Raw genomic sequence first — 13,272 nt, forward strand, 5'->3', positions numbered from 1 at the left:
TCCGATCCGGAGCGGTGGGGTTGTGCTGGAGCATCGCACCGGCGGCGGCCGGGCAACCAGTGGGAGCGGCACCAGCCGGGGCGTGAATACCACCGGCCTGGCATATGCGTTTTGCATATGAGGATCCGGCCGTGCGCGACTCCACCCCGCCACAGCGGGCCGACGGCGTCAAGACCGCACCGGCCGGAGGCGTCGCATTCCGGCCTTCATTTCAAGATTGTTTCGTCGGAAGGATTCGGGAAGTACGGGATTCAATCGTACGTATGATGCCTTAGGGGGTATTCCAAAGGCACTGAGGGGGGACCAAGTGGTGCGTGGGAGAAGTCAGTTGATCGCGTCGTGGCCATTGACGGCCCGCATCCTGGGGCTCCAGGCCGGACTGGGTCTCGTGGGCCTCGCCGGGGAACCCCACGCCGCGTGCAGCTTCCCCAGCCTCGCCACCTGGGCCGTCTGCCTCACCGTGCTCCTCGGCCTCCAGTGGCTGCACAGCACCCCCTCGCACTGCGCGCGGTTACGCAAATGGAAACCCATGACGCTCGCCCTCCACGCGGTGTGCACGTTCCTGCCGATGGCGGTGTGGGAAGCGGAATGGCCGGGAATGGCGGGCTTCCTGGCCGGTACCGCCGCCAACACCCTCGGCCGCAGGTCCGGCTGGGCGGCGTTCGCCGCCACGGCGGTCTGCTCGTGGGTCATGGCCCGGGTCGTCGAACCGCACGCCCTCGACTCCTGGGTCGCGCTCGCGACCACCGTCACCATCGGGCTCGTCGTCCGCGGCGCACTGCGGGACGTGCGCCTCACCGCCCGGATCCGCGCGGACATCCTGGCCATGGACCGGCGCGCCCGGCAGGAGGAGTGCGAGCGCATCGCCCGGGAGCTGCACGACCGGTTCACCAACCCGCTCACCGCGGTGACGCTCAAGAGCGAGATGACGCGCCGCGCGCTCCCCGAGGAACAGGAGCGCACGCGCCGCCAGCTCCAGGACATCGCGAGCCTGACGCGCGAGGTGCTCACGGAGCTGCGCGCCACCGCCGGCGGCTACCGCGACCTCTCCCTGCGGGACGAGCTGGAGTACGCGCGCCGGCTGCTCACCGACACCGGCATCGAGGTGGCGGTGTGGAACGACGTGCCCGCACCGGACCGGGCCGCCGCGGAGGTCCTCGCCATCGCCGTACGGGAGGGGGTGGCCAACATGCTGCGGCACAGCGACGCGACCCGGTGCTCCATCCAGGTGCGCCAGCTCTACGACGGGGGCACGCTGCTGACCATGGGCAACGACGGCATCAGACCGGCGGATTCGGAGGCGGCGTCCACGGGGGCGGGGCTGCACAATCTGTCGCTGCGCGCGACGAGCATCGGCGGGACGGCTCGGGCGACGGTCCTGCCGAAGGGCTGGTTCACCCTCACCGTGACGTGTCCCGCGCCGCTGACCGAGCGGCTCACGGCGATGCGGGCAGCAGCCACCCGGCTTCCTGGGCCAGGCGCACCGCGTCCTGACGCGTACGAGCGCCGAGCTTAGCGACCGCGTTGCCGAGGTAATTCCGAACGGTTCCTGCGGAAAGCCGGAGCGAGACGGCGATTTCCGCGACGGGATATCCGGCGGCCGCTTGTTGGAGCACTTCCGTTTCCCGGGAGGTGAGCGGATTCTCCGGGCTCTGCCAGGCATTCAGCAACAGCGTCGTGTCCACGACGCGGCCGCCCTGGGCGACGGTGCGGATCGCCTGGGTGAACTCGTCGGGCGGCGCGTCCTTGAGGAGATAGCCGTCGACGTGGAGATCCATCGCGCGGCGGATCACCCCCGGCTGGCTGAGGCTGGTCACCAGCAGGATCCGGCAGTCCGGCAGCTGCTCCCGCAGCTGCGCCGCCGCGTCCAGGCCGCTCATGTCGGGCATGTTGACGTCCAGCACGGCGACATCGGGCCGGTGCTCCAGCGCATACGGCAGAACGGACCGGCCCTCCCCCGTCTCGGCGACGACCTCCATGCCGTGCTCCGCTTTCAGCAGGAGCACCAGTGCGCCCCGGATAAGACTCTCGTCCTCGGCCAGCAGAACTCGTATCACGCGCCCACGCCCCCCGGTATTTGTATGGAGCATAGACCATGCGTATTTCACGCAAGCCCTATGGAGAACACGGTTTTTACGAGTTTTCTGCGCCTGCCCGGCCGCTACCCCACAGCGCGTACCGACGGCCTCCGGGAGGCGGCTCCAGCAGGGCTCCATCCGCTCAGCCGACCATGGGCCAGATCGACGACGTGCTGGAGGAGGCCCGTATGACTGGTGTCGGACAGGGGACGGAAGGACGGCTGGAGGAGGTCGCCGACGGGGTGTTCGGCTACATCCAGCCCGACGGCGGCTGGTGCCTGAACAACGCCGGGCTGATCGTCTCGGACGGACAGTCCGCGCTCGTGGACACCGCCGCGACGGAGACCCGCGCCCGCGCGCTGCGCGAAGCCGTGCTCGGCGTCTCCCCCGCGGCCCCGCGGACGCTGGTCAACACCCACTTCCACGGGGACCACGCCTTCGGCAACTTCGTCTTCCCCGAGGCCCTCGTCATCGGGCACGAGCGGACCCGTACGGAGATGCTCTCCGCCGGGCTGCACCTGACCGGGCTGTGGCCCGACGTGTGCTGGGGCGACATCGACCTGGTGCCGCCCGCGCTCACCTTCACCGACCAGCTGACGCTGCACGTGGGGGACGTCCGCGCCGAACTCCTGCACCTGGGGCCCGCGCACACCAGCAACGACACCGTCGTCTGGCTCCCGGAGCAGCGCGTGCTCTTCGCGGGCGACCTCGTGATGAACGGGGCCACCCCCTTCGTGCCCATGGGCTCCGTCAGCGGGTCGCTGGCCGCGCTCGCCGCGCTGCGCGAGCTGGACCCGCGCACCATCGTGCCGGGGCACGGCGCGGTGTCGGGGCCGGGGCTCCTGGACGACGCCGAGCAGTACCTCCGGTATGTCCGCGAGCTCGCCCGGGAGGGCATGGAGGCCGGGCTCTCGCCGATCGACATCGCCCGCGAGGCGGACCTCGGCCCGTACGGCGGCTGGCTCGACTCCGAGCGCCTCGTACCAAATCTGCACCGCGCGATCGCCGAGGAGCGCGGGGCCGCGCCGGGCAGTCCTGTCGACATGACGGCGCTCTTCGGAGAGATGATCGAGTTTCACGGCGGCGTTCCGGATTGCCATGTCTGACACCACCGTTCGGGGGTGCGTCGGGTCTTTCCCGGCTGCGCTCTGACCTTGGCGGAGGGGGCTGGAGCGGGGCTGGATCGGTGCTTGGCCACGGCTCTCGGGTGCAGGTTCGCTGCGCCTGCGGCGGGCTTTGTTCCCCACCCCGCCCCTTCCCGAACTGGGGCTCCGCCCCAGACCCCGAAGCACGCTCCGCGCGCTGTCCTCAAACGCCGGACAGGCTGGATTTGCGCACCCGGAAGTCAGCCGAACGGGACGTCCACGCCCGCGTCTCGCGCCATCGCGCACTGATAGAGCAGGTCACAAACCACCGCATCCTCCACCGGCACGCCCACCGACTTGAAGACCGTGACCTCCTCCGAGGAGCGCCGCCCCGCGTGCCGGCCGGAGAGGAGGTCGCCCAGCTCCGTCATCGGCGGACGGGCCGGGAGCGCGCCCTCGGCCACCGGGATCAGGACATCGCCCGCTTCGCGGAGCACCGCTTCGGCGGATTCCACGAAGAGGCCGGCCCGGGCGACGAGCGCGGTCGGCAGTTCGCGCCGGGCCGGGCCGTAGGCGCCCACGGCGCTGACGTGCAGGCCCTCGCGGCGGACCGCGGAGTCCTCGAAGAGGGGACGTTCGGCGGAGGTCAGCGTGCAGATCACGTCCGCGTCCCGGACGGCGGTGGTGACGTCCTCGTGGACCTCGGCATCGATGCCCTGCCCGCGGGCCCACTCGGCGAGCAGGCGGGCCTTGCGCGGATCGCGGCTGTGCAGCCGGACGGAGGTCCAGGGCCGCAGACCGGCGAGCCCTTCGAGATGGCCCCTGCCCTGCGCCCCGGCGCCGATGACGGTCAGCACGCGCGCGGCCGGGGGCGCGAGCAGGTCGGTGGCGAGGACGGTGACGGCGGCCGTCCGCAGGCGGGTCACGGCGGCCGCGTCCAGTACGGCCAGCGGGCGGCCGGTGACGGCGTCGAAGAGGGGCACCAGCCCCTGGATCGCGGGCAGTTCGGGCGCCGTGTCAAAGAGGGTGAGCAGCTTGACCGACAGCGTCGTCGCGTGGACCGCGGGCATGAGGAGCAGTTCGCCGTCCCCGACGGACACGGCCGTCCGCGTGAACCCGGGGTCCGCGCCGCCGCCCGAGGTGAAGGCCGCGCCGATACCGGACGCGAGCTCGGGTACGGACAGGAGGCCGTCGATCGTCTTTGCGTCCAGGAACTTCAGCACGTTTCACGCCCAGGGTCCGGTGCGGAGGGGTTCGGCGTAGCGGTTCGGCGGAGTGGCGTGCGCCAGCTTAACGGCGCCGCCCGCCGCGGGCCCGTACGCCTCCATAGCCGATTCCTATGGAGATGAGTCGCACTATGTCTTGGACCTCTCGGAAGGGGCCGACCTAGGGTCGTGTTCATGGCATTGGCAACGCGGACGGACCGACGGCCGTCCATCGCGCGCACCTTCTGGGGATCGACCGTCGGCAAGAAGACCGTGATGGCCGCGACCGGACTGATCATGATCGCGTACCTGGCCGTCCACGCGTTGGGCAACGCCAAGATCTTCTTCGGGGCCGGCGACTTCAACGACTACGGGCACTGGCTGCGCGTCATGGGCGCCCCGGTCCTGCACCGCGAGTGGGGGCTGTGGACCGCCCGGGTGGTGCTGTCCGCGTCCGTGATCCTGCACGGGGTCTCCGCGTACCAGCTGAGCCGCCGCGACATCAAGGCGCGCGCCACGGCCTATGTGCACAAGCGGCGGCGCGCGAGCTACGCGACGCGCACCATGCGCTGGGGCGGCATCATCCTCGCCCTGTTCATCGTCTGGCACATCCTCGACCTGACGACGGGCACCGTGCACCCCGGCTTCCAGGAGGGGCACCCGTACCAGAACGTGGTGGACACCTTCTCCACCTGGTACGGCAACGTCATCTACATCGTCGCGATGCTCGCCCTGGGCCTGCACATCCGGCACGGGTTCTGGAGCGCCGCGCAGACCCTGGGCGTCGGCAACGCGACGCGCGACCGGATCCTCAAGGCCGTGGCCAACGTCCTGGCGGCGCTGCTGACCGCGACCTTCATCTCCGTCCCCGTGGGCGTCATGACCGGAGTGGTGAGCTGACATGACCTACACCGACTACGCGACCGGCGAACCGCTCGTCGACACCAAGGCGCCGGAAGGCCCCATAGCCGAGCGCTGGGACCGCCGCCGCTTCGAGGCGAAGCTGGTCAACCCCGCCAACCGCCGCAAGCAGACCGTGATCGTCGTGGGCACCGGGCTCGCCGGCGGCGCGGCCGGGGCGACCCTGGCCGAACAGGGCTACCACGTCGTGCAGTTCTGCTATCAGGACTCGCCGCGCCGCGCCCACTCGATCGCCGCGCAGGGCGGCATCAACGCCGCGAAGAACTACCGCAACGACGGCGACTCCATCCACCGTCTCTTCTACGACACCGTCAAGGGCGGCGACTTCCGGGCCCGCGAGTCCAACGTCCACCGCCTCGCCCAGGTCTCGGTCGAGATCATCGACCAGTGCGTGGCACAGGGCGTGCCCTTCGCCCGGGAGTACGGCGGGCTCCTCGACACCCGCTCCTTCGGCGGCGTCCAGGTCTCCCGCACCTTCTACGCCCGCGGCCAGACGGGCCAGCAGCTGCTGCTGGGCGCCTACCAGGCGCTCAGCCGCCAGGTCGCCGCGGGCAACATCGAGCTGCACCCGCGCACCGAGATGCTCGACCTGGTCGTCGTCGACGGCAAGGCCCGCGGCATCGTCGCCCGCGACCTGATCACCGGCCGCATCGACACCTACTTCGCCGACGCGGTGGTCCTGGCCTCCGGCGGCTACGGCAACGTCTTCTACCTCTCCACCAACGCGAAGAACTCCAACGCCACCGCCGCCTGGCGGGCCCACCGGCGCGGCGCGTACTTCGCCAACCCCTGCTTCACCCAGATCCACCCCACCTGCATCCCGCGCTCCGGCGACCACCAGTCGAAGCTGACGCTGATGAGCGAGTCGCTGCGCAACGACGGCCGCATCTGGGTGCCCAGGGCGCAGGGCGACACCCGGCCGCCCGCCAAGATCCCCGAGGACGAGCGCGACTACTACCTGGAGCGCATCTACCCGTCCTTCGGCAACCTCGTGCCGCGCGACATCGCCTCCCGCGCCGCGAAGAACGTCTGCGACGAGGGCCGCGGCGTGGGCCCCGGCGGGCAGGGCGTCTACCTCGACTTCGCCGACGCCATCGCGCGGCTGGGCCGCAAGGCGGTCGAGGCGAAGTACGGCAACCTCTTCGACATGTACGAGCGCATCACCGCGGAGAACCCGTACGAGGTCCCGATGCGCATCTACCCCGCGATCCACTACACGATGGGCGGGCTCTGGGTCGACTACGACCTCCAGACCACCGTCCCCGGCCTCTTCGCCGTCGGCGAGGCCAACTTCTCCGACCACGGCGCCAACCGGCTCGGCGCGTCCGCGCTGATGCAGGGCCTGGCCGACGGCTACTTCGTACTGCCGTCCACCATCAACGACTACCTCGCCCGCCACCCGCACCGCGACGAGGTCGACGCGAGCCACCCGGCCGCCGTCGCCGCGGTCGCCGAGACGACCGGGCGCCTGGAGCGGCTGCTCGCCGTGGACGGCGACCGCACGCCCGACTCCTTCCACAAGGAGATCGGCGAACTGATGTGGGAGTACTGCGGGATGGCCCGCACCGAGGAGGGCCTGCGCAAGGCCCTGGAGACGATCCCGCAGATCCGCGAGGAGTTCTGGCGCCGGATCAAGGTGCCGGGCACCGGCGAGGAGTTCAACCAGTCGCTGGAGAAGGCCAACCGCGTCGTCGACTACCTGGAGCTCGCCGAGCTGATGTGCCTCGACGCGCTGCACCGGTCCGAGTCCTGCGGCGGTCACTTCCGCGAGGAGTCCCAGACCGAGGGCGGCGAGGCGGCCCGCAAGGACGAGGAGTTCTCGTACGCCGCCGCCTGGGAGTTCACCGCCACCGGCGGCGCCCCCGTCCTGCACAAGGAAGACCTCGTCTTCGAGTACGTCCACCCCACCCAGCGGAGCTACGCATGAGGCTCACCCTGCGCGTCTGGCGCCAGAAGAACACCGACGCCCCCGGCGCCATGGCCACCTACGAGGTGGACGGCATCTCGAAGGACATGTCCTTCCTGGAGATGCTCGACACCCTCAACGAGAAGCTCATCCTGGAGGGCGAGGACCCCGTCGCCTTCGACCACGACTGCCGCGAGGGCATCTGCGGCGCGTGCAGCATGGTCATCAACGGCGACGCGCACGGCCCCGAGCGCACCACCACCTGCCAGCTCCACATGCGGTCCTTCGCCGACGGCGACACCATCGACATCGAGCCGTGGCGGGCCACGGCCTTCCCGGTGGTCAGGGACCTCGTCGTGGACCGGTCCGCGTTCGACCGGATCATCGGGGCCGGCGGCTACATCAGCGTCCCCACCGGTGCCGCGCCCGAGGCGCACGCCACGCCGGTGCCCAAGGCCGACGCCGACTACGCCTTCGAGCACGCCGAGTGCATCGGCTGCGGCGCGTGCGTGGCCGCCTGCCCCAACGGCTCCGCGATGCTCTTCACCTCCGCGAAGATCAATCACCTGAACGTGCTGCCGCAGGGCGCGCCCGAGCGGGAGTCCCGCGTGCTCGACATGGTCGCCACCATGGACGCCGAGGGCTTCGGCGGCTGCACCCTCACCGGCGAGTGCGCCACCGCCTGCCCCAAGGGCATCCCGCTGCCGTCCATAGCCGCCATGAACAAGGAGTGGCTGCGCGCCACCCGCAAGGCCGGCAAGCGCTGACCCGCCGCCCGCCCCGCGCTGTTATGTTCGCCTCTTTGGGGGTGCGGACGTGGCGCGGGTGACGGGTGAGGACCGGCTGAGGGTACCGGTCGGCGACGACGCGGAGCGGTGGACGACGCGCGGGCGGCTGCGGAAGGTGCTCTTCGTCGTCCACAACGTGACCTCGGCGACCCGCCTGCTCGACGTGCTGCCGCTCTTCGACGACGACACGCGCCTGCAACTGCTGGCGACCTGCACGGGCTCGTCGCCGTTCCTCGCCGGGGTACCGGAGCTGATGGCGGCGGCGGGTCTGCCGGTGCTGCCGTGGGAACAGGCGAAGGCGACACCGGTGGATCTGGCGATCTCGGCGAGCTATGGCGGTGAACTGCCGCTACTGCGTGGCAAGTTGGCGATATTGTCACACGGCGTTGGCTACAATAAGAGATTGGCGACACCGGACACCGGACACCGGACACCGGACACCGGACACGGTGCGCGGGGCGCGTCCGCCGCTGCCGTCATGCCCGCCGTTTCCCGGGGCTCCGCCCCGGACCCCGAACGCGGCTACGCCGCGTGTCCTCAATCGCCGGACGGGCTGGAGAGTGCGGGCCGCGGGTCGGCAAATCCAGCCCGTCCGGCGTTTGAGGACGCCCGCCGCAGGCGCAACGGCGCCGCACCCGGCAACGCACCCGCACCCACACCGGTATTCGGGCTGGCGCCCGACTGGTTGCTTCATGACGGGCGGCCCATCGCCGATGCCACCGTGCTGTCCCACCCCGAGCAGCTCGAACGCCTGAGGGCCGCCTGTCCGGAGGCCGTGCCCACCGCGGTGCTCGCCGGGGACCCCTGCTTCGACCGCATACTCGACGCGCTCCCGTACCGGGAGCGGTTCCGTCGTGCGCTCGGCGTGGCGGTGGGTCAGCGGCTGATCGTGGTCAACTCGACCTGGTCGCCCGGTTCCCTGTTCGGCGACGGCGGCGGGGATCTGCTGCCGTCGTTGCTCCCCCGGCTGGCGGCCGAGCTGCCCGCCGACGAGTACCGTGTGGCCACCGTCCTCCACCCCAACATCTGGCACGGGCACGGCCCCGGCCAGGTCCGTGCATGGCTGGACCGGGCGCGCCGGGCGGGGCTGGTGCTCGTACCGCCGCTGGAGGGCTGGCGGCAGGCGCTGATCGCCGCCGACTGCGTGCTGGGCGACCACGGGTCCGTCACCTACTACGCCGCGGCCATCGGTACGCCCGTGCTGCTGGGCGCGTTCCCCGACGCCGCGCTGGACCCGGATTCACCGGTCGCGGCCCTGGGGCGCGCCGCGCCGCGGCTGCGTCCGTACGACGGGCTGCGCGCCCAGCTCGACCACGTCGTCGACCGCCACGAGCCCGGCCGCTACCGCGAGTTCGCCGCGCAGGTCAGCTCGGATCCGGGCGGGTCGGCGCGGCTGTTGCGCCGGGTCTTCTACGAGCTCATCGGCATCCCCGAGCCCACCGACCGGCCCGCCCTCCTCGACCGGCTCCCCCTGCCCGCCTTCGAACCGGCGACGCGCACCGCCCCCGTACGGGTCCTCACCCGGCTGCTCGGCGCCGACCCGCCGGAGATCGCCGTCGTCCGCCACGCGGAAGGCACGTACGAGCCGGAGAGCGACGACGACTTCGGCTGGGACGCCCACACGACGGTCCACGAGGACACCAGGGACGCGGGCCGGCTGGGCATCGCGGACGTGATCGTGCGGTACGGCTGCGCCGACGATCCCCGGGTGGGTCCGCCGGAGGCGTGGACGGAGGAGGTACTGGCCCGGCACCCCGGGTGCGCGCTCGCGGTGTACGTGACGGGGGTGGACCGCTGCGCGGTGCGCGTGCGTGGGGGCGGGGTGGTGTGGCTGTCCGCGGCTGCGGGTTCTGACGGGCGTCCCGATCTTTGCGACCCGGCGGTGTATGCGTCCGCGTTGCACGCGTGGCTGGCCTCTGGGAAGTCGCTTGCGGAGGTGGCGGCTTCGGGGGTGACGGTGGTGACGGGTGGGGTGCGGCACGGGGTGAGGGTGCGGGATTAATTCCCCAGCCCCGCCCCTTCCCGAACTGGGGCTCGTGCCCCAGACCCCCGGCTGCGGGCCGGTTCGCCGCCTGCGGCGGAGCGCCCTGCGGGCGCGTCCTCAAACGCCGGACAGGCTGAATTCAGCCCGTCCGGCGATTGAGGACAGCGCGCGAAGCGTGCTCCGGGGTCTGGGGCGGAGCCCCAGTTTCGGGAAGGGGCGGGGTAGGGGAACAAAGCCCCGCCGGGGCCGCAGCCGGGCACGGGTCCGGGGCGGAGCCCCGGCCTCGGCGGAGCCGAGCATCAGACGCTGCGGGAAGGGGCGGGGCTGGGGAAAACTAGCCCGCAGCCGCCAGTCGCATCTCGACGCGCGCCACCCCACCCGCATCCCCCACCGACTCGTACAAATCACGCGCCCAGCGCAGAAAACGCACCGCACCGTCACCGCACCCCGCCCGCAACTCCACCGCATCCGCGAGCTGGAGCCGAGCCCCCTCCCCCTCCATCACCGCGATCGCCTCGTCCAACGAGACCCGAGCCGCTTCGAGATCGCCCGCCGCGAGCAGCGTCTCCCCCAAGCTCATGCGAACGCGCGCCTCGTTGTAGGAGTCGCGCTCCCGCAGCGCGCGGAAGCAGGTGAGGGCGTGCCGCAGCTGGGTCACCGCCTCGGGGTAGCGGCCCTGGCCGCTGAGTGCGCGGCCGAGGTGGTGTTCGAGGAGGGCGAGGGCGCGTGGTGCGTCGGGCGCGCCGTCGTCCTCGGGGCCGACCGCGTCCCAGATCCGCTGGGCCTGGAGGAAGCGTTCCTCGGCGTCCTCGTAGCGCCACTGCCGCAGGCAGAGCAGGCCGAGGGACTCGACGGCGCTGGCCCGGCCCCGGTGGTGTCCGGCCGCGCGGTCGGCCGCGGCGGCGGCCGTCAGTTCGCGTTCGGCATCGGCGAGGCGGCCGAGTCCCATGTAGGCGAAGGCGAGTTGGGAGCGCATCCGGCCCTCCGCCCGTGGTTCGTCCGCGGCGCGGCGCCGGGCGGCGGCCACGCCGCGGACGTGGGTCGCCCCCCACTGCTCGTGGAAGCCGAGGCGCAGGTGCAGCGCCCACATCGCCTCGCACAACTGCCAGGTGAGCGCGTCGAATCCGTACTCGTCCGCCGCCCGCACGGCCTCGGCGAGGTTCTCGCGCTCGCGGGTGAGCTCCGACAGGGCGGCGCGGGCGATCCCGGGCTCGGCGACGGGCTGGGGCAGCCGGTCGTAGACGGGTCCGAGGTGCCAACGGCCGGGTATCACCCGGTAGTCGGCGGCGGCGGCGAACTCCAGGAACCAGGTGATCACGCGCTCGACGGCGGCCCCGGCCGCCGCCCGGCCGTCCTCCTCTTGGGCCCGCAGCTCGGCGTGGTGGCGTACGAGGTCGTGGAAGCGGTAGCGCCCGTCGGCGACCTCTTCCAGGAGGCGGGCGCCGACGAGCTCGTCGAGCAGGGCGCGGGCCTCGGCCTCGGTGGTCCCCGCGGCGGCGGCAGCCGCGCCGACGGGGACGGCGGGCCAGGGCCACAGCGCGAGCAGCCGGTGGAGGCGCGCGGCCGCGGGGGTGAGGGCGCGGTAGGAGAGGTCGGTGGCGAGGCGGGTGGGGTCGGCGGGGTCCGGGGTGCCTCCGCCGGGGGCGAGGGCGGCGAACTCGCGCTCCAGGCGCGCCCAGTCGACGTCCTCCTGCCCGGCCACGAGCGCGCCCGTCTCGCACAGCGCCAGCGGAATGCCCCCGCAGCGGGCCACCACCGCCTCGGCGTGCGTGCGCTGCGCGCCGACGGGCTCCAGGCCGGCGATCCGGGTGAGCAGCAGCACCGCGTCGTCGTCGGACAGCGGGCGCAGGCGCAGGACGCGGGCGCCGTGGTCGCGTACGAGCTCGGGCAGCCCGTGGCGGCTGGTCACGAGGGTCAGCGCGCCGGGCGCGGCGGTGAGCAGCGGGGCGATCTGGGCCGCCGAGTGGGCGTTGTCGAGGAGGACGATCAGCCGCCGGCCTGCGGTGCGGTCGCGGTAGAGGTCGATCTGCGCCTGCTCGTCGGCGGGCACCCGGTCGGCCGGTACGCCGAGGGCGTGCAGGAACCGTACGAGGACCCCGGAGGGGGCGGCCGCGGTGCCCGGTGCGGCACCGCCGAGGTCGGCGTACAGCTGGCCGTCGGGGAAGCGGTCCGCGAGGGCGTGCGCGACGTGCACGGCGGTGGCGGTCTTGCCGAGGCCGCCGCGGCCGGTGAGCACGACGATGCGCGGGGCGCCCGCGGCGGTCGCGTCGGGGTCGTCGAGGAGGGCGGCGATGGCGCGCCGTTCGGCCTCGCGGTCGGTGAAGGCGGCCGTGCCGGGCGGGAGCAGCTGCGGGCGGTTCGCCGCGGGGGCGCAGGCGGGCCCGGTGGTGTCGCGCAGGAGGTTCGTCTCGCGGAGCCAGGCGATGAGGTCGCGGGCGAAGGCCGGTTCTTCGCGGGCCTGTTGGAAGAGCCGCTCGGCGAGGTCGCGGCGTGCGGCCGGGTCCGCGGGGAGGGTCGGCGGGAGGCCGGGGTCGCCGTCGGTGCCCCGTCCGCGTACGCGGCGGGCGAGGGCCGCGAGGCGTTCGGTGGTGCGTCGGCCCACTTCCGAAGCCGCGCCGGACAGTGCGCCAGAAGTCGCCGTGTTCACGGCCGAAAGTACGGCCGCCGTCGTGAACGGATCCACGTCTGCCCTCCCCGGAGTCGCCGATCCGCCCACGCTATCGGGAAGATCGTCGGGTGGGACGGCTTCCGGGCAAGTGCTCCGGGGGCGGGGCCGCGGGAGGCGGGCCGGCGTGGCGCCCGGGACGGGCAGGGGCGCCACGCACGGGCCGGGGCGGAGCCCCGGTCAGGCCTCGCGGGGCGGGGTCACGACTTGTTGATGCAGGTGTTGCCGGACGCCGCGTTCAGCAGGGCGATGATGTCGATGCTGTTGCCGCACAGGTTGATCGGGACGTGCAGCGGAACCTGGATGACGTTGCCCGAGACGATGCCCGGCGAGCCGGCGGCCACGCCGCGCGCACCGGAGTCGGCGACGGCCCCTCCGGTGAAGCCCGCGAGCGCGGCGCCGACGGTGGCGGTCAGTGCGACGGTTTTGGCGATTCGTGACATGCGGAGACACCTTTGCTCAGTCGTTCTGGGAGGCACCCGACCGGTGACAGCCGGGGTGAGGCTCAACGCCTGATAGTCACAAAGGTTTCGTACATGGAGCGGACGGGTGACTCGGGACTTCGAGCCACCTATCCGCCCATTTTCGACATTGGACCGGACGGCCGATGCCGGTGTCCCCCACAGGGCCGGTCGCGGGC

Annotated in this window: 10 protein-coding genes; 6 read left to right on the top strand and 4 right to left on the bottom strand. The window is 72.4% G+C overall.

Annotated elements, in window-relative coordinates:
• Positions 1 to 328 precede the first annotated feature (328 nt).
• A complete protein-coding gene (locus ABD269_RS01135; RefSeq protein WP_344115093.1) occupies positions 329 to 1,516 on the top strand; it encodes a sensor histidine kinase in 1,188 nt (395 codons plus the stop codon).
• Here ABD269_RS01135 and ABD269_RS01140 read toward each other — a convergent pair.
• Positions 1,437 to 2,057 (bottom strand): response regulator transcription factor, encoded by a 621-nt coding sequence (locus tag ABD269_RS01140; protein ID WP_344115095.1) that lies wholly within the window; start codon positions 2,055 to 2,057, stop codon positions 1,437 to 1,439. The genes ABD269_RS01135 and ABD269_RS01140 overlap by 80 nt on opposite strands.
• A 209-nt stretch (positions 2,058 to 2,266) precedes the next feature.
• Between ABD269_RS01140 and ABD269_RS01145 the strand changes: the two genes are divergently transcribed.
• A complete protein-coding gene (locus ABD269_RS01145; protein ID WP_344115097.1) occupies positions 2,267 to 3,184 on the top strand; it encodes an MBL fold metallo-hydrolase in 918 nt (305 codons plus the stop codon).
• A 239-nt stretch (positions 3,185 to 3,423) separates the two neighbouring features.
• Here the strand turns inward: ABD269_RS01145 and ABD269_RS01150 are convergent, their stop codons facing one another.
• Complete coding sequence (locus ABD269_RS01150) at positions 3,424 to 4,386, bottom strand: ornithine cyclodeaminase family protein (RefSeq protein WP_344115099.1); 963 nt, start codon at positions 4,384 to 4,386, stop codon at positions 3,424 to 3,426.
• A 177-nt stretch (positions 4,387 to 4,563) separates the two neighbouring features.
• On the opposite strand from ABD269_RS01150, the gene ABD269_RS01155 reads away from it, so the two are divergent.
• Genes ABD269_RS01155 through ABD269_RS01170 form a run of 4 tightly spaced genes read left to right on the top strand, consistent with a single transcriptional unit; the run spans position 4,564 to position 9,985 of the window.
• Positions 4,564 to 5,268 carry a succinate dehydrogenase cytochrome b subunit gene (locus tag ABD269_RS01155; RefSeq protein ID WP_301887319.1) on the top strand — a complete coding sequence of 235 codons (705 nt, stop codon included), beginning with the start codon at positions 4,564 to 4,566 and terminating at the stop codon, positions 5,266 to 5,268.
• Position 5,269: 1 nt separating this feature from the next.
• Positions 5,270 to 7,216 (top strand): fumarate reductase/succinate dehydrogenase flavoprotein subunit, encoded by a 1,947-nt coding sequence (locus tag ABD269_RS01160; protein ID WP_344115102.1) that lies wholly within the window; start codon positions 5,270 to 5,272, stop codon positions 7,214 to 7,216.
• Positions 7,213 to 7,962, top strand: coding sequence for a succinate dehydrogenase/fumarate reductase iron-sulfur subunit (locus ABD269_RS01165; RefSeq protein WP_301887317.1), 750 nt, complete (start codon positions 7,213 to 7,215; stop codon positions 7,960 to 7,962). The genes ABD269_RS01160 and ABD269_RS01165 overlap by 4 nt, the downstream gene beginning before the upstream one ends.
• Positions 7,963 to 8,020: 58 nt before the next feature.
• A complete protein-coding gene (locus tag ABD269_RS01170; protein WP_344115411.1) occupies positions 8,021 to 9,985 on the top strand; it encodes a hypothetical protein in 1,965 nt (654 codons plus the stop codon).
• Between the two features lie 316 nt (positions 9,986 to 10,301).
• Here ABD269_RS01170 and ABD269_RS01175 read toward each other — a convergent pair whose 3' ends face one another.
• Together ABD269_RS01175 and ABD269_RS01180 are read right to left on the bottom strand one after the other, a co-directional pair.
• On the bottom strand, positions 10,302 to 12,569 hold the full coding sequence (locus tag ABD269_RS01175; RefSeq protein WP_344115104.1) for an ATP-binding protein: 2,268 nt from the start codon (positions 12,567 to 12,569) through the stop codon (positions 10,302 to 10,304).
• Positions 12,570 to 12,832: 263 nt separating this feature from the next.
• Positions 12,833 to 13,075 carry a chaplin gene (locus ABD269_RS01180; protein ID WP_116211906.1) on the bottom strand — a complete coding sequence of 81 codons (243 nt, stop codon included), beginning with the start codon at positions 13,073 to 13,075 and terminating at the stop codon, positions 12,833 to 12,835.
• Between the last annotated feature and the right edge of the window lie 197 nt (positions 13,076 to 13,272).

It is taken from the genome of Streptomyces blastmyceticus, from assembly GCF_039521185.1.
Lineage (GTDB): Bacteria > Actinomycetota > Actinomycetes > Streptomycetales > Streptomycetaceae > Streptomyces > Streptomyces blastmyceticus.

Bases quoted from the DNA above. Each gene is read 5' to 3' on its own strand.
- ABD269_RS01145 (WP_344115097.1), top strand. From the start codon at position 2,267: ATGACTGGTGTCGGACAGGGGACGGAAGGACGGCTGGAGGAGGTCGCC.
- ABD269_RS01165 (WP_301887317.1), top strand. From the start codon at position 7,213: ATGAGGCTCACCCTGCGCGTCTGGCGCCAGAAGAACACCGACGCCCCC.
- ABD269_RS01160 (WP_344115102.1), top strand. From the start codon at position 5,270: ATGACCTACACCGACTACGCGACCGGCGAACCGCTCGTCGACACCAAG.
- ABD269_RS01180 (WP_116211906.1), bottom strand. From the start codon at position 13,075: ATGTCACGAATCGCCAAAACCGTCGCACTGACCGCCACCGTCGGCGCC.
- ABD269_RS01155 (WP_301887319.1), top strand. From the start codon at position 4,564: ATGGCATTGGCAACGCGGACGGACCGACGGCCGTCCATCGCGCGCACC.